The 25,208-nt window shown below is 39.2% G+C and carries 18 protein-coding genes; 12 read left to right on the forward strand and 6 right to left on the reverse strand.

The genetic code is table 11. The annotated features are described in order from the left end of the window. Positions 1–39 precede the first annotated feature (39 nt). Complete coding sequence (locus tag ACNR9Q_RS13995; protein WP_419211842.1) at positions 40–1,215, reverse strand: GlmU family protein; 1,176 nt, start codon at positions 1,213–1,215, stop codon at positions 40–42. A 144-nt stretch (positions 1,216–1,359) separates the two neighbouring features. Next, complete coding sequence (locus ACNR9Q_RS14000; RefSeq protein WP_419211843.1) at positions 1,360–1,632, reverse strand: type B 50S ribosomal protein L31; 273 nt, start codon at positions 1,630–1,632, stop codon at positions 1,360–1,362. A 181-nt stretch (positions 1,633–1,813) separates the two neighbouring features. On the opposite strand from ACNR9Q_RS14000, the gene ACNR9Q_RS14005 reads away from it, so the two are divergent. The 7 genes from ACNR9Q_RS14005 to ACNR9Q_RS14035 all read left to right on the forward strand — a co-directional run bounded on the left by ACNR9Q_RS14005 (position 1,814) and on the right by ACNR9Q_RS14035 (position 8,577). Next, positions 1,814–2,341 (forward strand): DUF4199 domain-containing protein, encoded by a 528-nt coding sequence (locus tag ACNR9Q_RS14005; RefSeq protein WP_419211844.1) that lies wholly within the window; start codon positions 1,814–1,816, stop codon positions 2,339–2,341. A 47-nt stretch (positions 2,342–2,388) separates the two neighbouring features. Further along, positions 2,389–3,351 carry a glycosyltransferase family 2 protein gene (locus ACNR9Q_RS14010; protein WP_419211845.1) on the forward strand — a complete coding sequence of 321 codons (963 nt, stop codon included), beginning with the start codon at positions 2,389–2,391 and terminating at the stop codon, positions 3,349–3,351. A gap of 39 nt (positions 3,352–3,390) precedes the next feature. Continuing rightward, entirely contained in the window at positions 3,391–5,100 is a 1,710-nt protein-coding gene (locus tag ACNR9Q_RS14015) for a phospho-sugar mutase (RefSeq protein WP_419211846.1), read from the forward strand. Then, positions 5,100–6,926: an ABC transporter ATP-binding protein gene (locus ACNR9Q_RS14020; RefSeq protein WP_419211847.1), complete on the forward strand. Its 1,827-nt coding sequence runs from the start codon at positions 5,100–5,102 to the stop codon at positions 6,924–6,926. The genes ACNR9Q_RS14015 and ACNR9Q_RS14020 overlap by 1 nt, the downstream gene beginning before the upstream one ends. Before the next feature lie 135 nt (positions 6,927–7,061). Then, complete coding sequence (locus ACNR9Q_RS14025; RefSeq protein WP_419211848.1) at positions 7,062–7,604, forward strand: RNA polymerase sigma factor; 543 nt, start codon at positions 7,062–7,064, stop codon at positions 7,602–7,604. 33 nt (positions 7,605–7,637) lie between these two features. After that, positions 7,638–8,147, forward strand: a complete 510-nt coding sequence (locus ACNR9Q_RS14030) for a hypothetical protein (RefSeq protein ID WP_419211849.1) — start codon at positions 7,638–7,640, stop codon at positions 8,145–8,147. Further along, positions 8,140–8,577, forward strand: a complete 438-nt coding sequence (locus tag ACNR9Q_RS14035; protein ID WP_419211850.1) for a hypothetical protein — start codon at positions 8,140–8,142, stop codon at positions 8,575–8,577. The genes ACNR9Q_RS14030 and ACNR9Q_RS14035 overlap by 8 nt, the downstream gene beginning before the upstream one ends. A 2-nt stretch (positions 8,578–8,579) precedes the next feature. Here the strand turns inward: ACNR9Q_RS14035 and ACNR9Q_RS14040 are convergent, their stop codons facing one another. Further along, positions 8,580–9,602 (reverse strand): WD40/YVTN/BNR-like repeat-containing protein, encoded by a 1,023-nt coding sequence (locus ACNR9Q_RS14040; RefSeq protein WP_419211851.1) that lies wholly within the window; start codon positions 9,600–9,602, stop codon positions 8,580–8,582. Positions 9,603–9,759: 157 nt separating this feature from the next. On the opposite strand from ACNR9Q_RS14040, the gene ACNR9Q_RS14045 reads away from it, so the two are divergent. Next, positions 9,760–10,974, forward strand: coding sequence for an RsmB/NOP family class I SAM-dependent RNA methyltransferase (locus ACNR9Q_RS14045; RefSeq protein ID WP_419211852.1), 1,215 nt, complete (start codon positions 9,760–9,762; stop codon positions 10,972–10,974). A 148-nt stretch (positions 10,975–11,122) separates the two neighbouring features. Here ACNR9Q_RS14045 and ACNR9Q_RS14050 read toward each other — a convergent pair whose 3' ends face one another. Beyond that, positions 11,123–12,715 (reverse strand): amidohydrolase, encoded by a 1,593-nt coding sequence (locus ACNR9Q_RS14050; protein ID WP_419211853.1) that lies wholly within the window; start codon positions 12,713–12,715, stop codon positions 11,123–11,125. A 184-nt stretch (positions 12,716–12,899) separates the two neighbouring features. Continuing rightward, positions 12,900–13,271 (reverse strand): winged helix-turn-helix transcriptional regulator, encoded by a 372-nt coding sequence (locus ACNR9Q_RS14055; RefSeq protein WP_419211854.1) that lies wholly within the window; start codon positions 13,269–13,271, stop codon positions 12,900–12,902. Positions 13,272–13,531: 260 nt separating this feature from the next. Between ACNR9Q_RS14055 and purL the strand changes: the two genes are divergently transcribed. Further along, positions 13,532–17,233: a phosphoribosylformylglycinamidine synthase gene (gene purL / locus ACNR9Q_RS14060; protein ID WP_419211855.1), complete on the forward strand. Its 3,702-nt coding sequence runs from the start codon at positions 13,532–13,534 to the stop codon at positions 17,231–17,233. Positions 17,234–17,323: 90 nt separating this feature from the next. Here purL and ACNR9Q_RS14065 read toward each other — a convergent pair whose 3' ends face one another. Beyond that, the gene (locus ACNR9Q_RS14065; RefSeq protein ID WP_419211856.1) at positions 17,324–19,927 is read right to left on the reverse strand and encodes a DUF6923 family protein; all 2,604 of its coding nucleotides are present in this window, start codon (positions 19,925–19,927) and stop codon (positions 17,324–17,326) included. Positions 19,928–20,176: 249 nt separating this feature from the next. On the opposite strand from ACNR9Q_RS14065, the gene ACNR9Q_RS14070 reads away from it, so the two are divergent. The 3 genes from ACNR9Q_RS14070 (at position 20,177) to ACNR9Q_RS14080 (ending at position 25,203) form a co-directional block, all read left to right on the forward strand. Continuing rightward, positions 20,177–21,949, forward strand: coding sequence for an AMP-dependent synthetase/ligase (locus tag ACNR9Q_RS14070; RefSeq protein ID WP_419211857.1), 1,773 nt, complete (start codon positions 20,177–20,179; stop codon positions 21,947–21,949). 380 nt (positions 21,950–22,329) lie between these two features. Then, on the forward strand, positions 22,330–22,782 hold the full coding sequence (locus ACNR9Q_RS14075; RefSeq protein ID WP_419211858.1) for a MarR family winged helix-turn-helix transcriptional regulator: 453 nt from the start codon (positions 22,330–22,332) through the stop codon (positions 22,780–22,782). Positions 22,783–22,797: 15 nt separating this feature from the next. Then, positions 22,798–25,203, forward strand: coding sequence for a 3-hydroxyacyl-CoA dehydrogenase/enoyl-CoA hydratase family protein (locus tag ACNR9Q_RS14080; RefSeq protein ID WP_419211859.1), 2,406 nt, complete (start codon positions 22,798–22,800; stop codon positions 25,201–25,203). The last annotated feature ends 5 nt before the right edge of the window (positions 25,204–25,208 follow it).

The raw sequence follows: 25,208 nt of genomic DNA on the forward strand, positions 1-25,208 counted from the left end.
GCCTTAAAACTTTAGCTATTCGGATATTTGGGGGACAAATCAATAGTTCCTCCATTTTTTGGTTATCTCAAATACATGGGTAAGGATATCGGCCTCTATTTGATTAAACTCCACTCCCCTTCTCGCCATCATCACTTTTGCAGCATCAAAGGCTTTTTCTGGCGAATACGAGGTAAAACCTGAAGCGCCTCCCCAACTAAAACTAGGTATAAAATTTCGTGGAAACCCGGGTACATAAATATTTGAATTCACCCCAATTACCGTTCCCGTGTTGAACATGGTATTTATGGCCGTTTTACTATGGTCCCCCATCATAAGCCCACAAAACTGTAGTCCCGTTTGCTCAAAACGTTCTGTAGCATAATCCCATAAACGCACCTTGGCGTAATTATTCTTTAAGTTAGAATTATTGGAATCTGCTCCGATATTGCACCACTCCCCTAAAACGGCATTTCCCAAATACCCTTCATGTCCTTTACTGGAATAACCGAAAATAACGGAATTACTGATTTCTCCACATACTTTACTAAACGGGCCAATGGTAGTGGCGCCATATAACTTTCCTCCCATTTTCACGATGGCATGGTCACATAGTGCTAGCCCTCCACGTATCAAACTACCTTCCCATATTTCAGAATGCTTTCCTAAATAAATTGGTCCATCAGTAGCATTTAAAATACTGAACTCAACCTTTGCTCCTTCTTCCAGAAAAATACGTTCAGGATGAATCAAATGATTGGTTTTTGAAATAGGCTGACTGGTGCGCCCTTCGGTCAGAAAATCAAAATCATTTTGAAGTATATCGGCATTTTTATCGAAAATGTCCCACGTATTATTTATCTGATGAAAATCCTCTTTAAATTCAATTTTAGCAAAATCAAGTAGTTGTTGAGAACTCTTAGGCAGTTGAGCCCTGTATGCAATTACCAAAGGTCCTTTTACTAAAACTTCGTTGCATTCTAAAGAATTTATAGCAGCGATCAATTCATTTGTCGGCAAAATAGAAGCATCTATAAATATATTATCCTCTAAAAGGTTCGTAGGAAATTTAACACTCAAATAAGCTTCTGTTAGTGATGAGAAGGAGGTTTTCAAATAAGCTTCCCACCGTTCACGCAAGGTCATAATACCAACTCGAATTTCGGCTACCGGTCGCGTAAAGGTAAAAGGCAGCAAATGATTCCTTCGGGGACCATCAAAAAGAATATAATTCATGTTAAATGCTTTTTATCAAAATTAACGAATATCCTTTCAGCAGCATTATTTTATGGTCCTTCATCATTAAAAACAAGTTCAATGAAAAAGAAACGCCCTCGAAAACTTTCGAGGGCGTTGTATGTAAGGGAATAAATAGAATTTCTATTCTTCCTCTTTGGTCTCTTCCTTAGCAAATTTTTTGTACTTGTTCTTGAACTTGTCGATACGGCCTGCGGTATCCAAGAATTTAGCTTTACCAGTGTAAAATGGATGTGATGTTCTTGAAATCTCCAATTTTACCAATGGATATTCAACCCCATCAACTTCTAATGTTTCTTTAGTATCAGCAGTAGATTTTGTTAAAAATACTTCTTCGTTGGACATGTCCTTAAAGGCCACTACTCTATAATTCTCTGGGTGTATGTCTTTTTTCATTTTGAAAACTTTATTGCACCCATTCCGACGGGCACTCATTTTAAGGCTGCAAATTTAGTGAAAAACTCTAAATGTACAATTACAAATAGTAAAAAATATTCAAATTAAATTTCATCAGATTTGTAACAAAATACAAGACCGTAATACTAATAGAAAAATCAACCTTTAATTTTATAATATTATGGAAATAACTCAAGCTAAGACCGGAAAATTCGCTTTAAATTATGGAATAATTCTAGGAGTTCTATCAATTATTTTTTCTCTAATGCTTTATATGGCCGGCATGCAGTACGATCAAAGTATCGTATTGTTTTTTGTAAGATTGGCAATAATGACAGGTGTAATCATATTCGGAATCTACAAATTCAGAGAAGCGAACAATGATACTTTGACTATTAGCGAGGCTATTAAAGTAGGTATCGGCATGGCTTTAATTGGCACTATAATCGGTATTATATATCAAATGATTTTCATGAGTGTCATTGAACCTGATTTTATGAAGAATATGATGGAAGCCCAAAAAATGGAAATGATCGCCAAAAACCCCAATATGACTCAAGAGCAAATTGATAATGCCTCTGAGATGATGCAGAAATTCTCTGGACCGTACCTGAGTGCCGCAATTGGTTTGATTGGAGGATTGTTTTTAGGATTGATAATATCATTAATCGGTGGGTTGATTCTTAAAAAACAAGAAGCGGCATATTAATACCTAAGTAATTGTAGTATTTTTGGTGGCAATACCAGAAGTAACGCATGCAATTATCAATTGTAATTCCCTTATTGAACGAAGAAGAATCGTTAAAAGAACTTCATGATTGGATTGTATCGGTAATGCGATCCAATCATTTTTCTTATGAACTACTCTTTGTCGACGACGGTAGTACTGATTGTTCTTGGACTATCATCAGCGAGCTTTCCAAAACCAATCCTGCCGTTAAAGGAATTCATTTTCTTCGCAATTTCGGTAAGTCACAAGCCCTACATGCCGGTTTCAAAGCAGCGAAAGGTGACGTAATCATTACTATGGATGCCGATTTACAGGATAATCCTGAAGAAATTCCGGAACTATATCATATGATTACCGAAGAGCATTTCGAATTGGTATCGGGTTGGAAAAAAAAACGATTTGACTCCATTCTTTTCAAGAACGTTCCCTCCAAACTTTTTAATTGGGCGGCTAGAAGAACCTCTGGGGTTCGATTAAACGATTTCAACTGTGGCTTAAAGGCTTACTCTAAAAATGTTGTTAAGAACATTGAGGTGTCCGGAGAAATGCATCGGTACATTCCTGTACTTGCCAAAAATGCCGGTTTCTCTAAAATCGGAGAAAAAGTGGTTCAACACCAAGCCCGTAAATACGGAAAAACAAAATTCGGAATGGAGCGCTTTATCAACGGATTTTTAGATTTACTTACCATTTGGTTCGTTTCCAGGTTCGGAAAGCGACCCATGCACCTGTTCGGGGCATTAGGCGTTGTCATGTTCCTGATCGGCTTTGGCTTTGCTACTTATCTGGGTATTGATAAACTATTCATTAATCCCTTTGGAAGATTGATTACGGATCGTCCACAATTCTACCTAGCACTAATTTCCATGGTGATAGGAACGCAGCTATTTTTGGCCGGTTTTCTTGGTGAACTATTAATTCGGTCAAGAAAGGAAGAAAATAGGTATATTGTGTCTGAAGAAATTAATACTTCTCTTTCAGAAGATTAAAATTGTCATTAAATTAATAGCATATAAAACATTATACAGATGGATAAGATCCTTGATACGGCCAAAACATGGCTTACAGATTTTTTCGACCCTAGCGTAAAAAAAGAAATAGAAGAGCTTATAGCAAACGATAAAGACGAACTCAAAGACCGTTTTTACAAGAACATGGAGTTTGGCACCGGTGGCATGCGCGGTATTATGGGCGTTGGCACGAACCGCATTAACAAATATACCTTGGGAAAAAGCACGCAAGGCTTGAGTAATTATCTCAATAAAGTATATAAAGGAGAAGAAATTAAAGTGGTCATCGCATTTGATTGTCGCCATAACAGCGATACCTTGGCTAGAACTGTAGCAGAGGTCTTTTCAGCGAATGGCATTCAAGTATATTTGTTTTCTGAATTACGTACCACTCCCGAGCTATCCTTTGCCGTAAGACACCTAAACTGCCATGCCGGTATTGTTTTAACGGCTTCACACAATCCACCGGAGTATAACGGATATAAAGTATATTGGACGGATGGGGGACAAATAGTTCCTCCACAGGATGGTGAGATTATATCTGAAATCAACGCCCTTGATTTTGAGGATATCAAGTTCAATGCAAATGACGAACTAATCAAAGTTATCGACAAAGAAGTAGATGAAGCCTTTATCGAGGCCTCCGTTAAGAACGGAAATTTTAATGCGGAAGGAAAAGATGATTTTAAAATTGTCTTTACCTCCCTTCATGGTACATCAATTACCGCGATACCAGAAGTATTGAAACGTGCCGGATATAAAAATGTAACCATCATTGAAGAACAGGCGAAACCCGATGGAGACTTCCCTACTGTGAAATCACCAAATCCGGAAGAATCCGAAGCGCTCTCTATGGCGGTTAAGAAAGCGGAAGAGATTGGTGCGGATATGGTCGTAGGTACAGATCCCGACAGTGATCGTTTGGGAATCGCCGTGCGAAACCTTGACGGTGAAATGGAAATTGTAAATGGCAATCAGGCCATGGTACTCATGACCAAATTTCTTTTAGACAAAACAAAATCGGCAGGATTTAAGGGCAATGAGTTTATTGCGACCACTATAGTTTCCACCCCGATGATGGAAGAAATGGCAAAGGCTTATGGGGTGGAATTTAAAACAGCCTTGACCGGCTTCAAGTGGATCGGTAAAATGATCAAGGATTTTCCGCAATCTCAATTCGTAGGGGGTGGCGAAGAAAGTTTTGGCTATATGGTAGGCGATTTTGTACGGGATAAAGATGCGGTCACTTCTACCCTGTTGGCCTGTGAAATTGCGGCCCAGGCAAAGGCCAACGGTAGTTCTTTTTACAAAGATTTGATCGACTGTTACGTACAGTTTGGCTTTTATAAAGAACATTTGGTATCCCTTACCAAAAAAGGTATGAGCGGTGCGGAGGAAATCAAGCAGATGCTGAAAGACTTTAAAGAAAACCCTGTAGCTTCTGTTGCCGGTTCTAAAGTAAAGTTGATAGAAGATTATAATACTTCCACGGCAACAAACGTTCTTACAGGTAAAGAAAAACCAATCGATATTCCAAAATCAAATGTATTGATTTACGAAACCGAAGATGGTACCAGAATAGCTGCCAGACCCAGTGGTACAGAGCCTAAAGTAAAATTCTACATAAGCACGAATACCAAACTGGACAAAGCAGCAAATTATAAAAAAGTTTCAGCTGAACTTGATGCAAAGATCAAAAGCATTTTAAGTGAGCTTAATTTAGGTTAATGAACTATTTCAAAAAAATTCTTCGCTTTGCGAAGCCCTACCGTAATTACGGTTATTTAAATATTTTTTTTAATATCCTTTACGCATTGTTCAGTGCGCTTTCTTTCGCCGCACTGATTCCAATGTTGGATGTATTGTTCGATAAGACCAAAAAAGTTATTGAAGAGCCTGCTTATAAAGATATCGCCCATATTAAGGATTACCTTCAGCAATACATGAACTACAGGGTCACTAACTATTCCGGAGATGACGAAATGAAGGGATTGGTATTGGTCATAGGTTTGATTTTAGTGTTATTCCTGCTAAAAAACTTATTCAACTATCTGGCTATGTATTTCATTACATTTTTGCGTAATGGTGTACTAAAAGATATTCGGAACAAACTTTATAAAAAGGTGGTTGAATTACCTATTTCCTATTATTCAGAAAAACGAAAAGGCGATGTCATTGCCAGAATAACATCGGATGTACTTGAAATCCAACATTCTTTTTTGTCGGTATTAGAGTTAATTGTGCGAGAGCCTTTGACGATTCTTTTTACAATTATCATCATGTTCGGGATCAGCACAAAGTTGACCTTGTTTGTGTTTATTTTCATTCCGATTGCTGGCATGATTATAAGCAGGATAGGGAAATCCCTGAAAAAGAAATCCGATGATGTTCAACGTGAACAAGGCGAATTTTTATCCATTATTGAAGAAACTTTGGGGGGCCTACGCGTTATTAAGGCATTTAATTCCGAATCAAGATTTTATAAGACTTTTACAGATTCTACCAGACGCTTTTTTAATTATAGTAATATTCTGCTCAATCGTCAAAATCTTGCATCTCCAACTGGTGAATTCTTAGGAATTCTAGTGATTGGGGTGCTCCTATGGTTCGGTGGTAAAATGGTGTTGGTAGAAGAAACCCTTGATGCCTCTTCGTTTATTGCGTATATGGGTTTGGCCTATAATATTCTAACCCCTGCAAAAGCCATCAGTAAAGCATCGTACGGAGTTAAAAAAGGAAATGCGGCAGCAGAACGGGTTTTGGAAGTGTTGGAAACCGACAACCCTATTTCTGAAATTGAACATCCTATCGAACAAAAATCCTTTGACAAGAAAATCGATCTTAAGAATATTTCTTTTAAGTATGAAGATGAGTACGTATTAAAGAATTTCAACCTATCGGTGAAAAAGGGAAATACTGTCGCTCTTGTCGGTCAGTCAGGTAGCGGTAAAAGCACCATAGCCAATCTCGTAACCCGTTTTTATGATGTTAACGAAGGAGAAATAAGAATCGACGGAAACAACATCAAAGACCTAAGCAAAAAATCACTACGCAGTCTTTTAGGCCTTGTTACACAAGATTCTATTTTATTCAATGATTCGGTAAAGAACAATATTGGCCTAGGAAAGGAAAATGCCACAGAAGCGGAAATCATTGAAGCTGCTAAAATTGCCAATGCCCATGATTTCATTTTAGGATTGCCCAATGGTTACGAAACCAACATTGGGGATAGTGGCAATAAACTTAGTGGAGGACAAAAGCAACGGCTTTCCATTGCCAGAGCGGTGCTAAAAAATCCCCCGATCATGATTTTAGACGAGGCGACCTCTGCTCTAGATACTGAAAGCGAACGTTTGGTGCAAGATGCCTTAGAAAAAATGATGCGAAACAGAACTTCTATCGTCATTGCCCACCGTTTATCTACCATACAAAATGCCGATACGATTGTTGTACTTCACAAAGGTGAAATTGTAGAGCAAGGAACGCATGTAACGCTAATGGATTTAAATGGAACCTACAAAAAACTAGTTCAAATGCAATCCTTAGCTTCTTGACTAATTTCAACAAATCGCGGCTAACTACTTATTTTACAACAGATTATTCATAGAACTTATAACTTAATAATCTTATATATCGTTAAACCTTTGACTATATTTAAAGTCTAATACTTCAACAAACCTCAAAGTCCCTTGATAGTAGAGGAAACACTGGTACAGGAATTAAAGTCCAAGAATACACAAGCCCATGCTTTTGAAGTGTTGGTGAGCACCTACAAAGAGCGTTTGTATTGGCAAATTCGTGGTATTGTACTGAATCATGATGATGCAGACGATGTTTTACAGAATACGTTCATAAAAATCTTTAAGAACATTCATGGGTTTAAAGGGGAAAGCCAACTTTTTTCATGGATGTACAGAATCGCTACCAATGAAGCACTGAGTTTCATAAAACAAAGAGCGAGAATGCAAGGAATTACTGATGTGGACTATCAGGAAAAATTGATCACTAGTTTACACGCAGACGTTTATTTTGAAGGCGATGAAATTCAATTAAAGCTTCAACAGGCTATCGCCACTCTACCTGAGAAGCAAAAATTAGTGTTCAACATGAAATATTTTCAAGAACTCAAGTATGAAGAAATTTCAGATATATTGGAAACATCCGTCGGTGGTTTAAAAGCCTCCTACCACTTGGCAGTGAAAAAATTAGAACAGTATTTAAAAAAGCACTAAACCTTTTATGTGTTTGATAGTCAAATAAATATCATGAACAAGAAGAATAAAAATCCCTTTAAAACTCCAGAAGGCTATTTCGATAGTTTTCAGGACCATTTAATGGAAATGGTATCCAAAGATGGATCTACTATTCCGAAAGAAAGGGGATTTATAGTTCCTGATAATTATTTTGAAGCGTTCAATGAAAAAGTAACGGGCAAATTGAAAGACGAAACGAAAGTTGTTCAGTTATATGCTATGGATAAGATGATTGCCATTGTAGCCTCCATTGCTGCTGCAATTGTTATCGTTTTTTTAGGAGCGAACTCCAACACCGGGAAGTCCATAAATTTTAATGATTTGGCCAACACAGAAATAGAGTCCTATTTTGAGAACAACGAACTTGGGTTATCGTCTTACGAAATTTCGGAATTCATTCCTGTTTCGAATACCGAAATTTCGGATATTTTAAATTCATCTATCAGTGACGAAAATATCCTTGATTATCTAAATGAAAACATTAACGATTTCGAAGAATTAAATATACAAGACAATGAATAAGTTGATCCTATCCCTATTCATGCTTTTTACCGTAATAGCATTTGCCCAAGAAAAAAAAGATTGGGAAAAAATAAAATCCTTAAAAGTGGCTTTTATCACTGAAAAGCTTTCATTAAGTAGTAAAGAGGCACAAGAATTTTGGCCCGTCTATAACGCTTACGAAAGTAAAAGGTATGCCTTACGCAAAAGAGAGCATTCAGAAATAAGAAATAAAATAAAAGATGTTGAAAGTCTTTCTGAAAAAGAATCGGCCCAATTACTGAAGCAACACCTACAATTAGAAGAGGAAGAGGAGGAATTGGATAAAGAATTTCTAAAAGAAGTCAGTTCTGTTATCTCTTCGAAAAAAACCTTGCTACTATTGCGTTCTGAAGAGGACTTTAAACGGCAATTAATTAAACAGTATCACCATAATAAAGGTGGTCGGTAATACTATTTAAATACTAATCTCGATATACGGTTTCTACCGGCGGCATAGGCGACCGAGTCATTTTCAAATCGTAAGGTATAAAATGATGCTGTCGAAAGTTCTTTCCAACTATTTCCCATGTCGGAAGAATAGGAAATTCCTTTAAAACCCACCGCAACTAAGCCTGAACCATTGGTTTCGGGTACAAATTGAATACAACTTTTATACCCCGGCTCTTTGCCATCAGCTATTAGTTGCCATGTTTTTCCCCCATCTTTTGTGAGCGCTTTGTTGGCTTTATTATTTTCAGGATCGGTATAATCCCCACCCACGGCCACTCCTAATCTCTCATCAAAAAAATCAATGGAGTAAATGCCTTCGGTCGGCTCAATATTTCGAATCGGAGTTTGATAAACCGTCCATTTTTTTCCTTTATCGGGAGAGTAAAATATTCTTCCGCTCGTCGTGGCGATCCAAACATGGTCACCTACAGTTTTTATATTCGTATTGCTTGCGGCAAAGGCACCTTCACCATCTATTCCAACGGGCAATTCGTTGCAGGAAATTTTATACCAATGATGTCCTCCATCCCGGGTTATAATGATGGATAAACATCCATTTCTACTATCTCCCACCGCAATACCTTCCCGATTGTTCCAAAATGTCATCGCATCGTAAAATACACCTTCCCCTTCTTCGGTATACACCAAATCCATACTGCCATCTTCCCCGGTCTTATACAACAACGCAGGGTTAGCTATAGAAAGCATAAAAAAATCGGTCGCATTATGCGCAACTGCCCTAAATTCTGGAGTGATCGTATCATATTTTTGTATGTTGTAACGCACTTTTCCTCTTGATAGTTCCACGGTCCCAAAAGTACCCTTATTAGCGGCAAAGGCCAAGCTGTTCCCCATGAGTTCAATTGCCCTTATACTTAATGAATCTGTATATAGGTCCGAAATTTCAACAGAAGTGAACGGTTGTTTTTTTTCGATTTTGGAACAAGAAACCATAAGAAGTATAAACAAAATCGAGTAGCGCATAAGACAACATATAAAGTTCTTCAAAAATAAATGGAATCACTTCTAAAACAATACCTTTGCAGCCATATTTTTTTTAGAGGATAGCGCCAATTACAATATAATCAGCTTTTGATGTTCGGCACATTCTTTTGGCCAAATAAAATAACATAGCTTCGAAATGAAATTACATAGAAATCTGGTTTTTGCCGTAATAGATGCATTAAACCTCATATTCAACGAAAACGAGTATGCCGATAAGGTCGTTCAGAAAGTACTAAAGTTCGATAAACGATGGGGTGCTCGTGATCGCGGATTTATTGCCGAAACAACTTATGAAATGGTACGCTATAAACGTTTATATGCTGAAATAGCAGAGGTCAAAGCACCTTTTAGTAGACCTGACCTTTTTCGTATGTGGGCCGTTTGGGCTGTTTTAAAAGGTATTAAACTACCCGATTGGAAACAAATCGAACCCACCCCCGAGCGACGCATCAAAGGAAAATTCGATGAACTTTCCAACATAAGAAAATACCGTGAAGCTATTCCAGACTGGATCGATGAGTTGGGTTTGAAAGCTTTGGGAGAAAAATTATGGACCGAAGAGATCACAAAATTAAACGAGCCGGCAGAAGTAATTCTACGGACGAATACCCTAAAAACCACTAAAGAAAATTTAAGAAAAGCCTTATTGGATGAAAATATTGTAGCTGAACCTATAAAAGGATATCCATTGGCCTTAAAACTTGTGGAACGAGCCAATGTTTTTGTTACGGACGCCTTCAAGAACGGAATGTTCGAGGTGCAGGATGCATCCTCACAATTGGTAGCGGAATTATTGGATGTTCATCCAGGCCAACGTGTGGTGGATACCTGCGCAGGAGCTGGAGGAAAATCATTACACTTGGCGGCCTTAATGGAAAATAAGGGGCAGTTGATTTCTATGGACATTTACGGAAGTAAATTAAAGGAATTGAAAAGACGGGCCAGACGTAACGGTGCTCACAATATAGAACCTCGTGAAATTGACTCCACCAAGGTTTATAAAAAACTTTATGGAAGCGCCGACCGAGTGCTGATCGACGCTCCTTGTACCGGTTTGGGCGTATTGCGAAGAAATCCAGATTCGAAATGGAAAATGCAACCTGATTTTCTTGAAAAAATAGTAAAAACACAACAGGAAATCTTACGGAACTATAGCAAAATACTAAAACCAGGTGGGAAATTGGTTTACGCGACTTGCTCGATTTTACCCCAAGAGAACAGCGACCAAGTAAAATCCTTTCTCAGTTCTGAAGAAGGAAAGGATTTTAAATTGGTGAAGGATAAAAAGATATACGCTTCTAAAAGTGGCTATGACGGTTTCTTTATGGCCCTATTAGAGAAGAATTCCTAACTGACCGTCTTTAATCTAAAGATTGATTATAAAAAATAACCGCTACATTTTTAGAAATGTAGCGGTTATTTTTTTGCACAGTTTTTATGTAGACCTGTCTACATCATATAATTTAAATCTGATAACAACCTTAAATCAAGAATCTTCATTAGTCTTTTAAGGTGGGATACTCCACCCCTAACTGTTCTAAATAGGTGTCATATTTGGTTTCATCAAAATAGAATTTTTCCAAGGCCGGTCTAAATTGATCTTGTTTATCCTTATTCAAATAGATAGGTGGCATGTCACTTTCAGAAATCATAGGTTGGTATTTGGTTTCTTTTTGCTGCTCATTATTAAAATAATCCCAAGCTCCTTTTAAAAGGTCTGGTTTCAACAAAAAGTCCAATATGGTCATGGCCTCTACTTTAGCTCCGGCTACAACACCTTTATGGGCTATAGGCGTAGCCATGGCAATGGCATTGCTCCAATGATGTCCTTGTAAACCTGGGATATTCGATGGGTAACCTAGTGTCACCGTTGGTACTTTCCACGAAATATCCCCAATATCATCAGATCCTCCACTAATAGGGTCTATGACAGGAAGCCCGATGGTATCCAGTTTTACGGCCAGGCCTTCTGTTTTTTCCGAATTTACTTCAGTCTGTACCGCTTTGGCCAGGGTTTGATCGGCCTCTGACCATTCAGGTAATCCCACATCTTGTATGTTGGCGTACATGGTTTCAGCTATCACCTTGTTATAATGACGTGGCCAAGCCGTTCCCAAAACCTTTGAAGTCATGGTCGTACCAGTCATCAAAGCGGCACCTTTGGCCATATCGTTTGCTAAGGCATACATTTCCATGATGCCTTCGTACTTAACATCCCTGAAATAAAACCATATGGCCGCCTTTGAAGGAACGACATTGGGTTGATCCCCTGCATCGGTAAATATGGAATGTGAACGTTTTAAAGGATGTAGGTGCTCCCTTTTATAATTCCAACCAATATTCATCAATTCGGCGGCATCCAAAGCACTTTTACCACGCCATGGAGAACCAGCGGAATGTGCCGCTTCTCCTTCAAATGCATATTCCACAGAAATTAATCCCGTTCCTCTGGTAGGCCCATATGAAACTCCTAAATTATTACTCACATGAGTGAAAATACACATATCGATATCATCAAAAAGTCCGTCTCTCACATACCAAGCTTTTGCCGCCACAAGTTCTTCAGCGATGCCGGGCCAAATTAAAAGTGTTCCTCCAATATGTTCCCGTTCCATAATTTCCTTTACTGCCAGTGCAGATGAAATATTCATGGGAATACCTGAGTTATGACCTTCTCCATGCCCAGGAGCTCCCTCTACAATTGGCTTATGATAAGCCACCCCTGGATATTGGGAAGCTTTAGGGATACAATCCACATCACTACCTAAAGCAATTATCGGTCCGTCTCCATTACTCCAAGTAGCGAACCAAGCTGTGGGAATTCCTGAAATTGAATTTTCGATTTCGAAACCATTATCCGCCAAAATCCCAGTCAGGTATTTGGAGGATTCCACTTCTTGAAATCCCAATTCAGAGAAACTAAAAATTTTGTCCACCATCACTTGTGATTGCTTTTTATTAGCTTCCACGATAGAGGCAACTTCAGATTTTAATTTTTCAATTTCTTTGTTCGATTTTTTCTTTTGTGAGTAGGTGCCAGTTAAACAAAGTAAGCAGCACGTAAGCGTGATTAAGGTAGTTTTTTGTTTCATGTTGGTTTTTGAATTAGTTAGTAAAAGATACATAATTCCATTATTGAAAATGAAACGGTTATCCATTTTTATCTAATTCAGAATTTAGAAGTTTCAATTTGCCATTATGTAATCATACAGGCTATTTTTCTGAAGTTTCGACACATGAGCACCAATAAAAAACTAAAAACGAATAGGTTATATACTAATCAAACAAAGGCAATTGCTGGGTTGATGTAGTTTTAGGAATAACAGGACCTTCCTGCTGCTTTTGCCCCCACTTTTCCATAGATTTAATAATCGGCAAAAGACTCTTTCCTAAGGGAGTGATCGCATATTCCACTCGAGGGGGAATTTCTGGAAATAAGGTACGTGTCAAAAGTCCGGACTTTTCAAGTTCTTTCAATTGCTTACTTAGCATCTGGCGATTTATTCCTTCAATTTCATCAAAGAGCTTATTGAATCGATTGACCCCTTGAGAAATTCTAAAGAGTATAATAGGTTTCCATTTACCCCCGATCTTAGCCATGCAAAACGCCAAACCACCATTATTTGAATGATTCCCTTTCTTACCCATGAGTGAACAATTATCGTTTACAATCCCAAATATCTTAATTACAAACCTAATCTTAATATCATACCTAAGTATATTTTAAACATAAATCTATTTTTCATACTTAGCATTTTGATTAATTCAATGTCCTATACTTGATTTAACAATTAGAAATTCATCCTCGTCATTAACAATAACTGTTCAAAAGTGTTTTCAATTGATGAAAGAATTAGGTCTTAAAATCGTAAATTTGCCCTTTAAAAAACCTAACAATTCAGCGTTACATGATTCACTTTTTCGGGGAACCAAGCACCAAGGTTTATGCGGTACAGACCGCTCAAGAACTTACAACAGAAGATATTCATAAATTGATTTGGTTGTTCGGCAACCGACCCAAAATAAATACGGCGTCACTTGACGCCTTTTTTGTTGGCCCTAGGGCGGCCATGATTACCCCGTGGAGCACAAATGCCACAGAAATCACCCAAAATATGGGCATCCAGGGTGTGATTCGGATTGAGGAATTCAACGCTGTACCGAAAGATTTTACGGACTTTGACCCCATGCTATCCTACAAATTCAGCAAACTTGGTCAAAATCTGTTCGATATTCTGGTAGAACCGAAACCCATTCTAGAGATTGCGGATATCGCCGCTTTCAACCAAAAAGAAGGTCTGTCGCTAAATGAGGAAGAGGTCACCTATTTAGAAAATTTAAGTGAAAAACTAGGCAGAAAATTGACGGACTCCGAAGTTTTTGGTTTTAGTCAGGTGAATTCAGAACATTGTAGACACAAAATATTCAATGGAACGTTCGTTATCGATGGTGAAGAAAAGCCTACTTCACTCTTTAAATTGATTAAGAAAACATCCCAAGAACATCCGAACTTCATTGTGTCTGCCTATAAGGACAACGTAGCGTTCGTAAAAGGACCTAAAGCGGTTCAATTCGCGCCAATTTCTGCAGATAAACCTGATTTCTACCAGGAAAAGGAATTTGATTCCGTCATCTCCTTAAAGGCGGAAACCCATAATTTCCCGACCACGGTAGAACCTTTTAACGGTGCTGCAACAGGGGCCGGAGGCGAAATACGAGATCGTTTGGCCGGTGGCAAAGGCTCCTTGCCTTTGGCAGGTACAGCAGTATACATGACCGCCTATTCCAGACTGGCCAATGACCGGCAATGGGAAAGCGGCATGAAGGAAAGGGAGTGGTTGTACCAAACTCCCATGGACATCTTAATAAAAGCTTCCAACGGTGCTTCGGATTTTGGAAATAAGTTTGGCCAACCCCTGATCGCTGGTTCCGTTTTAACCTTTGAATATGAGGAGTCTGATACTTCAAGTGAAGCCAAAGCTAGAAAGCTAGGTTACGATAAAGTGATTATGCAAGCTGGTGGAATTGGTTATGGAAAACAAGATCAGGCCTTAAAGGACACTCCAAAAGCCGGTGATAAAATTGTCATTCTTGGGGGGGACAACTACCGTATCGGTATGGGTGGTGCCGCTGTTTCTAGTGCGGATACCGGAGAATTCAGTGCGGCCATAGAATTGAACGCCGTACAGCGCTCCAATCCTGAAATGCAGAAAAGGGCGGCCAATGCCATTCGAGGGATGGTGGAAAGTGAAGAAAATACGATTGTTTCCATTCACGATCACGGTGCGGGCGGACATCTCAACTGCCTATCTGAACTTGTGGAAGATACGGGCGGAGAAATCGATTTGGATAAATTACCTGTGGGAGACCCCACCTTATCGGCCAAAGAAATCATCGGTAACGAATCTCAGGAACGTATGGGCTTGGTCATCGGCCAAAAGGATATTGACCTTTTACACCGTATCGCCGACCGGGAACGTTCACCCATGTATGAGGTGGGAGATGTAACCGGTGATGACCGTTTTACGTTTGAATCCAAGACCAATGGTGCCAAACCGATGGACTTGGCCCTATCGGATATGTTCGGAAGTTCCCCAAAAACCATCATGACCGATAATACCGTAAAACGAACTTATCAGGATGCCGATTACTCCTTGGAATTCTTCCATGACTACCTGGACGAAGTTTTACAATTAGAGGCCGTGGCATGTAAGGATTGGTTGACCAACAAGGTAGACCGTTGCGTTGGAGGCCGTGTCGCGAAACAACAATGTGCCGGACCTTTACAACTTCCCCTGAACAATTGCGGTGTTATGGCCTTGGATTTCAAAGGTAAGCAAGGGATTGCCACCAGTATTGGACACTCCCCTATCTCCGCTTTGATCGATCCTTCGGCCGGAAGTAAAAATAGTATTGCCGAGGCCTTAACGAATCTTATCTGGGCACCTTTGGAAGACGGATTAAAATCCGTTTCCCTATCTGCTAACTGGATGTGGCCTTGTAAAAATGAAGGTGAGGATGCACGATTGTATAAAGCCGTGGAAGCAGTTTCAGAATTTGCCATTGATTTAGGCATCAATGTACCTACCGGAAAGGATTCGCTTTCCATGAAACAGAAATACAAGGATGGCGATGTCATCGCCCCCGGTACGGTGGTCATCTCCGCTGCGGGACATTGTAATGATATCAACAAAGTCGTTGAACCTGTGCTACAAAAAGAGGGCGGTTCCATTTACTATATCAACCTCTCCAAGGACGCTTTTAAATTAGGGGGGTCCTCTTTTGCCCAAACACGGAATGTCATTGGAAGTGAAACACCGACCATTATGGATTCCAACTATTTTAAAACGGTGTTCAACACTCTTCAAGAGTTAATCAAAGCCGGACACATCCTGGCCGGGCATGATGTTGCTTCGGGCGGACTGATCACTACCCTGCTTGAACTTTGCTTTGCCGATATTGATTTAGGGGCCACCTTGAACTTTTCCGATTTAAGGGAGTCCGATACCGTAAAATTATTGTTCTCCGAGAATGCAGGGATTGTTTTCCAAGCAAAAGACGACAGTATTGAGTCCAAACTAAAATCGGCCGGAATCGAAGCCAAAAAAATAGGGGACGTAACTACAGAGGCCACGTTGATCATCAAGAACAACGGAATGGAAATGGGCTTAAACATCAATTCATTAAGGGATACCTGGTACAAGACCTCTTATTTATTGGATAGGCGGCAGACCGCGAATGATCTGGCGAAAGTCCGCTATGAAAATTATGCAAAACAGCCCTTGCGCTATTCGTTTCCCAAAACGGCTTCGCTCAAACTTCCAAGCCGCGAACTGGGTGAAGGTAAGGCAAGACCGAAAGCCGCTATCCTGCGGGAGAAAGGTAGCAACTCTGAACGGGAAATGGCGAACGCCATGTTCCTGGCCGGTTTCGATGTGAAGGATGTACACATGACCGATTTAATATCCGGCAGGGAAACCTTAGAAGATATCCAGTTCCTTGGTGCCGTAGGTGGTTTTTCAAATTCAGATGTGTTGGGTAGTGCCAAAGGTTGGGCCGGTGCCATTAAGTATAACGAAAAAGCCAACAAGGTCATTCAAAACTTTTTTGCTAGACCAGATACCCTATCCGTCGGTATTTGTAACGGTTGCCAGTTATTTATGGAATTGGACCTCATTAATCCCGATCACGAGACCCATGGCAAAATGACGTATAATGACTCGCATAAGCACGAGAGCAATTTTACATCCGTCCATATTCAAAAAAACAATTCTGTCATGCTTTCCTCTTTAGAAGGAGCTACGCTAGGGGTTTGGATTTCGCATGGGGAAGGAAAATTCGATTTCCCGCTTTCAGAGGACCACTATGATATTGTAGCCAAATACGGTTACGATACCTATCCTTCCAATCCCAACGGTAGCGATTTTAATACCGCCATGTTGTGTGATAAAACCGGGCGACATTTGGTGACTATGCCACACATAGAACGTTCGACTTTTCCATGGAACTGGGCCTATTACCCTTCGGATAGAAATGATGAAGTTTCCCCTTGGTTGGAAGCCTTTGTAAATGCAAGGGAATGGGTTTTGAAAAATCAAGTAAAAAAATAATTCATAATCACATTTTGGTAAAATTTTAAATAAAAACGGCATCCATAAAATTAATTATGAATGCCGTTATCGAAATACAACCTAACCAAATTATTGAACCACTAATCTACCGCTCCATATCTTTTCATTAGAACTTTTAATTCTGTACAAATAAAGTCCTGGAGCTAGTCCTTTTCTATGTATTGTTAGGGAATTCTGACCTTCGACCGTATCTCCTTCTTGATGGTGGCTACCAATAGTTCTACCATCTAAAGTAAATAGATCTAACTCATATCGTGCAGCAGCATGTTCATAAAAGAATATTTCTGTACTCGCCACCAAAGGGTTCGGATAAACCATAGATTTATTTAAATCTGCGTCTACAAATACGGCTGCCCCGACCCTATTATTAAAATCAATATTGCGTAACTGCAGGGTCTTTTCTTCTTGATATCCATTTTCCGCTTTCAAGTTAAAACTGAGTACCTTTATACTAGAAAAGTCTATGCTGTTACCTAATTCACTTTTAAAATCGGCTTGTGAAAGCGTATACTCTTTCAACTCATTTGATAGTTGTACCGTGGCTTTATAATGAATTCCATCTCCTTTTAAAATAACTACTTCCAATTTACCGGTTCCCTTAGCGCTAAAACTTAGTTTTTCATAATCACTTAAATCAACCGCTGCAAACCTTGGACTCATAGCTCTATACACGCCAAGATAATTTTGAGTTGTACCTTTTAGGGAAATATTACGCTCAATAGGATAACCCTTTCCTAGATAAGGTTCTGATACCGGTAAAACTTCATATTTATCTACAACTGTATTTTCAGAAGAACTGTCAAGACCCCAAGGGGCATCGGCTACAAACAAATCATCTGGGGTTTCGCCTAAACCTGCGCTTATGCGAAAACCCATATCGAACAAGGTTCCGGTTTTTAAAAACACTTCACTCAAATATCCATCTATAGTCGATGTTACGTCAATCTTTTGAGAAGTACTCGTTTCGGTGGTTTTCAACCCTCCTTCTAAGCGTATAGATTTTGAATTGTTATTGTTAACTAGGTTTAAAAATACTTCTCCCTTACTATAAGAAGCAGATTTCACGAAAACCGGAGGAGGCATTGATCCGTTATAGGTTGCTATTACTGCATTGACCTCTAGAAGGTTAAGGGCTTCTTCTGCCAATGCTAACAAAGCATCGATAGAGTTTGCCCAAATTTGGAAATTATAAAAGGGAGTACCTTCTTTATACGCGTCAATATTCCAATGTGATTCTATAACGAAATTATCCGCTTCATTAACTCTGGCGGAAAAGGAAAGTGAGTATTCCAAACTACCATCTGGCTGTTTAATGATCGACCGTATAAAATCATGTTCCCTAAGTTGTATAGTAGCAACCGATAGTAATTCTGCCCCTAAAAACCGATCACAAATAAATTTGCTATGCTCGTACACCTTTTTATCGGTTTTAATAATCATTATTGAAGCTAGATTTTCAATGCCATTTAAATAATCTACCGAAAAGATATCACTTGCATTTGTTAGGTCCAACAAATCTACTGGTGATGACTCAATAGTAATTGTTTCACCAACGATATTCAATGGAACAAGAGTTGCTAATGGAATAGCATGAATATCGTTTTTTCTACTCTTCATATACATTTTATCCTTAACCACTTTTTTAGCAGTCAGTTTATTGAATATGTAGTTACTTTTGACCCTTTTATAGTTTCGGTTATTAATTAAATTAGCCAAACGATCATTACTTTCCAATCCGCCTTGATTTGAAGTAGATGTGGTTGTTATTACCGGGCAAGCAGCAATACCTGAGCATGAGGGGTCATCACAATCGACCAAACCATCACCATCATCATCAATTCCGTTTTTACAGTCTTCTTGGGGTACGGGTGCTGTGGGGCATCGGGCGCCATCGTTACTGGAGGCCGCTGGTCCGAAAGCAAAAATATTCGAAGTCATTTCTCCCCTAATGATATTTTGTACATCATTAATTTTATATACTGATCCTGTTTGGTTTGCAGAGACATAGAAATTACCCGCTACATCAAAATAAACCGCACCATAGGTATAATTGAATCCTGAGAGAATAGGTACTTCGCCTAAATCTTCTACAGTACCGGTAACTACATTGATTTTATAAAGGTGGTTAGTGCCTTTCTCTACGCTATACAACATGTTGTCAACCGCATTAAAAGCCCAATCATGAATATTGATGGATTTGTTCAACGTATTACTTCCCAAATAAGTGAGGTAATTATTAGACTCAGGATTTAAATCAACACTATAATAAGTGGTTGGACCCGCTTTAAAATAATAGATACCATCAATAGAAATATCACCCACGTATTTATTGCCGTTATTTGGCAAGTTTGGAATTGAAAATATCTCCGCACTAAAGTCCTTCCCAATTCTTACCAATGAAATTTGAGGTGTACTAAGATATCCCCACAGATAACCATCCGACGAGTTATATGCCGCGGCATTTATATTCCCTGGTGTAATATCCTCAGCCACTAAATAAGAACTTCCCGATGCCAGATCCAAAGCATATATATCATTGTATTGAAACAGGTAAGCATTGTAATCGCATTCAAAAGACGGGGATTGTGCGGTTAACTTTAGGTTAGCTACAATACTTAAAAAAAGAACAACAAGCCATTTACTAAAATATCTCAAGGTGTAATTTAGAACCATAGTCATTGATTTTTGAAAATAATTTCAACCAAAATTACATTCCAATGGTTAGGATTTTTCCTATAGTCATTCGAAAGGCAAGTGTAAAACGTTCAATTGCAATTTATTGTAGACGTATGGTAACAAGCGAGTAGGACCGCCAACTTTCAATAGATCAAGGATTCATCATAAAAAGTAATCTCTATTTATGAATGTTATTTTAAAATCCCGTTACCTTTGCTTATTTTGCATATACTTAAAAAGTTGAACATGCAAAAGGTTACCCGTTTATTCGATATTCCCTACTACCAACTAGAGCAGCACAATCTTGATAAATCGCTCATTACTAAAAGGAATGGTAAATGGATAGCCACTTCTACACAAGAGTATGTAGACAAGGCCAACGCCGTAAGTAGAGGGTTACTACGATTGGGCATCAAGCCCAATGATAAAATCGCTATCATCTCATTAACCAACAGGACCGAATGGAACATCATGGATATTGGTATTCTACAACTGGGCGCGCAAAATGTACCTATATACCCTACCATATCAGAAGAAGAATATGAATATGTCTTGAACCATTCTGAGGCTAACTATTGTTTTGTTTCCTGTATCGAAGTTTTGGAAAAAGTAAACCGCATTAAGAAAAATGTAAAATCATTAAAAGGAATCTATTCATTTGATGAGATAGATGATTGCGCTAATTGGAAGGAGATTTTAAAAAAGGGTTCGGATAAAAGCAACCAAGAAGAAGTTGAAGAATTGAAGTCCAAGGTTCAACCAACGGACTTAGCTACGCTGATTTATACTTCGGGTACAACGGGTAAGCCAAAAGGCGTTATGATGTCGCACCAGAACATTGTTTCCAACGTAATCTCAAGTAAGGAACGGGTGCCTGCCAATGAAAATGATAGTGCATTAAGCTTTCTTCCTGTATGTCATATTTTTGAACGAATGATTCTCTATCTATATCAATACTGTGGTATTGAAATCTATTTTGCCGAAGGTTTAGATAAAATCAGCGATAATTTAAAAGAGGTCAAACCCAATATGATGACCGTTGTACCTCGCCTATTGGAAAAGGTTTATGAGGCTATAATTGCAAAGGGTTCGGATCTATCTGGAATCAAGAAAAACCTATTTTTTTGGGCCGTAGATGTCGGATTGAAATTTGAGCCTTATGGAACTAATGGTTGGTGGTATGAATTTAAACTCTCCATTGCCCGTAAACTAATATTCAGTAAATGGAAAGAAGGTTTAGGTGGTAATTTAGGCATTATGGTATCTGGCAGTGCGGCATTACAACCCCGATTGAGTAGAATCTTTGGTGCCGCGGGCATTCCGGTGATGGAAGGCTATGGGCTTACTGAAACGGCTCCGGTCATTGCCGTGAACGATGTTCGCAATCATGGTTGGAAAATCGGTACCGTAGGCAAAGTAATAACCGGCGTTGAAGTTAAAATCGCTGAGGATGGGGAGATTCTTTGCAAAGGACCCAATGTAATGATGGGCTATTATAAGGACACCGAGAAAACGAATGAGGTTATTAAAAATGGATACTTTCATACGGGTGATATTGGCGAAGTCGACCATGAAGGCTTCTTAAAAATAACCGATCGAAAAAAGGAAATGTTCAAAACTTCAGGTGGTAAATATGTGGCTCCCCAGTTGTTGGAAAACAGATGTAAACAATCACGTTTTATTGAGCAGATTATGGTGGTAGGCGAAGGTGAAAAAATGCCCGCTGCCATTATCCAACCTAATTTTGACCATATTTATGCTTGGGCCAAAAAGAAGAATATTGTGATTAAAGACAATCAAGACCTGATTCAAAACGAAAAGGTGATTGCTCGTATTGATGAGGAAGTTACCTTGGCGAACGAGAATTTTGCCAAATGGGAAAAAATAAAGCAATTCCGCTTAACACCGGATGTGTGGAGTATTGAAGGTGGACATCTAACTCCTACCATGAAATTGAAGCGTAAAATCATCAAAGAAAAGTATATCGACCTTTACAATGCTATTTATGAACATGTATAAAGTTGCCTAAAACTATGTTTCAACTACGGCTACTCAAGAATCATGGCTTTTGAAAACTATGCGACCCGTAAACTCAAAACGTATAAAACCATTCTATTGGTTCCGTGTATTATAGGGTTTGCGATCATGTGTTTTCTTTTGGGTTTTGGATTATACCGTTCTTCTCAAGACTTAGGCAATTCATATATTCATGGTTACTATTATTTGTCCGACAGTGATCCTTCCCCGTATTTTTAGCGGGGTAATTGATAAAGAAATCAAAAAGAGGCAACCCTAAATACATTTATCCAAAATTCAGTTATTCTTTATTCCTAAAAATTCATAAATTTATTATGCATGCATAATAAATTTTTATATATTTGGTAGCCAACTGAATGAATATGAAAGAAGCGACCATTGATTATGCGCTACGTGCAACCTGGCAAGCAGTTGCAAGGATGTATAACGAAGAAGCAAAGAATTTTGATTCTACAATGGCCGTAGGATTTACCTTATTGAGTATAGATCCTAAAACGGGGACTCCATCCACGGCCTTGGGACCTAAAATGGGAATGGAAGCTACCAGTCTCTCCAGGATTTTAAAGAGTATGGAAGAAAAGGGTCTCATTTTAAGGAAACCCAATCCAAATGATGGAAGAGGCGTCCTTATTTATTTAACCGATTTTGGTTTGGAAAAAAGAAACGATTCAAAAAATACGGTACTTCAGTTCAACGAAGCGGTGAAACAAGAAGTTCCGGAAGAAAAATTAAAAAGTTTTTTTGAAGTCACGGAAACCATCAACAAACTAATTTCCGACAAAAAAATGTTTACGAAAGATATCTCTAATCAATAATACAGTTTAAAGTACATGAACAAGCATATTAAAAAAGTAGCAGTAATTGGCTCAGGAATTATGGGAAGCGGTATCGCCTGCCATTTTGCCAATATCGGCGTAGAAGTTTTATTGCTCGATATTGTCCCACGAGAACTTAATGATAAAGAAAAAGCAAAGGGCTTGACCTTAGAAGACAAGGTTGTCCGTAATAGATTGGTGAACGATTCTTTAGCTACGGCTTTAAAGTCAAAGCCCTCCCCTATTTATGACCAAAAATTTGCGAGTCGTATTACCACCGGTAATATGCAGGATGATATTTCAAAAGTTTCAAAAGTAGATTGGATTATAGAGGTCGTAGTAGAACGATTGGATATCAAAAAACAAGTTTTTGAAAATCTTGAGAAATATAGGACTGCGGGTACTTTGATTACAACCAATACCTCAGGAATTCCAATACATTTTATGTCCGAAGGTCGTAGTGATGATTTTCAGAAACATTTCTGTGGTACGCACTTTTTTAATCCTGCACGGTACTTAAAACTTTTTGAAATTATTCCTGGTCCTAAAACCGGCCCGGAGATACTCGAATTCCTGAACGGCTACGGTGAAAAATATTTAGGCAAGACTTCGGTTATCGCCAAGGATACTCCCGCATTTATTGGGAATAGAATCGGAACCTTCAGTATCCAAAGTCTTTTCCATAGTGTAAAGGAATTGGGCATGACCGTGGAAGAGGTGGATAAGTTGACCGGTCCAGTAATTGGTAGGCCTAAATCGGCCACCTTTAGGACCGTAGATGTGGTAGGCCTCGATACTTTGGTCCATGTCGCCAACGGTATTTATGAAAATTGCCCTGATGATGAACGCCGGGAAGTTTTTAAACTACCCGATTTCATCAATACCATGATGGAAAATAAATGGTATGGTAGTAAAACTGGTCAAGGTTTCTATAAAAAAGTATCAGATAAATCTGGTAAAAGTGAAATCCTTACTTTGGATTTAGATACCATGGAATACCGTGCTTCTAAAAAAGCAAGTTTTGCCACCTTAGAGTTGACCAAAACAATCGATAAAGTCGTTGATCGCTTTAAGGTTCTTGTTGGCGGAAAAGATAAGGCTGGAGAATTTTACCGTAAAAATTTCGGTCAGTTATTCGCCTACGTATCGCAACGTATTCCTGAAATCACTGATGATTTATATAAGATTGACGATGCCATGAAAGCTGGTTATGGATGGGAACACGGTCCCTTCCAAATTTGGGATGCCATTGGCTTAGAAAAAGGAATGGAATTTATAAAGGCCGAAGGTCAGGAAGCCGCTTCTTGGATTGAGGAAATGAAAGCATCAGGTGTTACCTCCTTCTATTCCGTTAAGGAAGGAAATACCTATTACTATGATATCCCGAGCAAGTCCATGAAGAAAATCCCTGGACAGGATGCATTTATCATCTTGGACAACATCAGGAAATCGAAAGAAGTATTCAAGAATAGCGGTGTCGTAGTAGAAGATTTGGGAGACGGCATATTGAACGTGGAATTTCAATCAAAGATGAACACCATTGGTGGCGATGTTTTAGCCGGATTGAACACGGCCATCGATATGGCCGAGAAAGATTTCCAAGGATTGGTGGTAGGTAACCAAGCTGCCAATTTCTCCGTAGGGGCCAACATTGGTATGATATTCATGATGGCGGTGGAGCAGGAATATGATGAGTTGAACATGGCCATCAAAATGTTCCAAGATACGATGATGCGCATGCGTTACTCAGCCATCCCCACAGTTTCCGCTCCCCACGGTATGACCTTGGGTGGTGGCTGTGAATTGTCCCTGCATGCAGATAAGGTTGTTGCGGCCGCGGAAACCTATATCGGACTGGTGGAGTTTGGCGTTGGCGTTATTCCCGGCGGTGGAGGTTCCAAAGAATTCGCCGTTCGCGCACAGGACACCTTCAAAAAGAATGATGTGGAACTAAATGTGTTACAGGAATACTTCCTTACGATAGGAATGGCGAAAGTATCTACTTCCGCCTACGAAGCCTATGATTTAGGTATTCTTCAGCACGGAAAGGATATTGTGGTCGTCAATAAGGACCGCCAAATCGCTACAGCGAAAGCCTATGCGAAATTGATGGCAGAACAGGGGTATACGCAACCCGTAAAACGTTCGGATATTAAAGTTTTAGGGAAGCAAGCCTTGGGTATGTTCCTGGTAGGAACGGATTCGATGGAAGCCAGTCACTACATAAGTGAACACGACAAGAAAATCGCGAATAAATTGGCCTACGTCATGGCCGGTGGTGACCTATCGGAACCCACATTGGTGACGGAACAGTACTTGTTGGATTTGGAGCGGGAGGCTTTCCTTTCACTTTGTACAGAAAGAAAAACATTGGAGCGAATCCAACACATGTTAAAAACTGGTAAACCGTTGAGGAATTAATAATT

This window comes from Maribacter sp. X9 (assembly GCF_048537565.1).
GTDB lineage: Bacteria > Bacteroidota > Bacteroidia > Flavobacteriales > Flavobacteriaceae > Maribacter.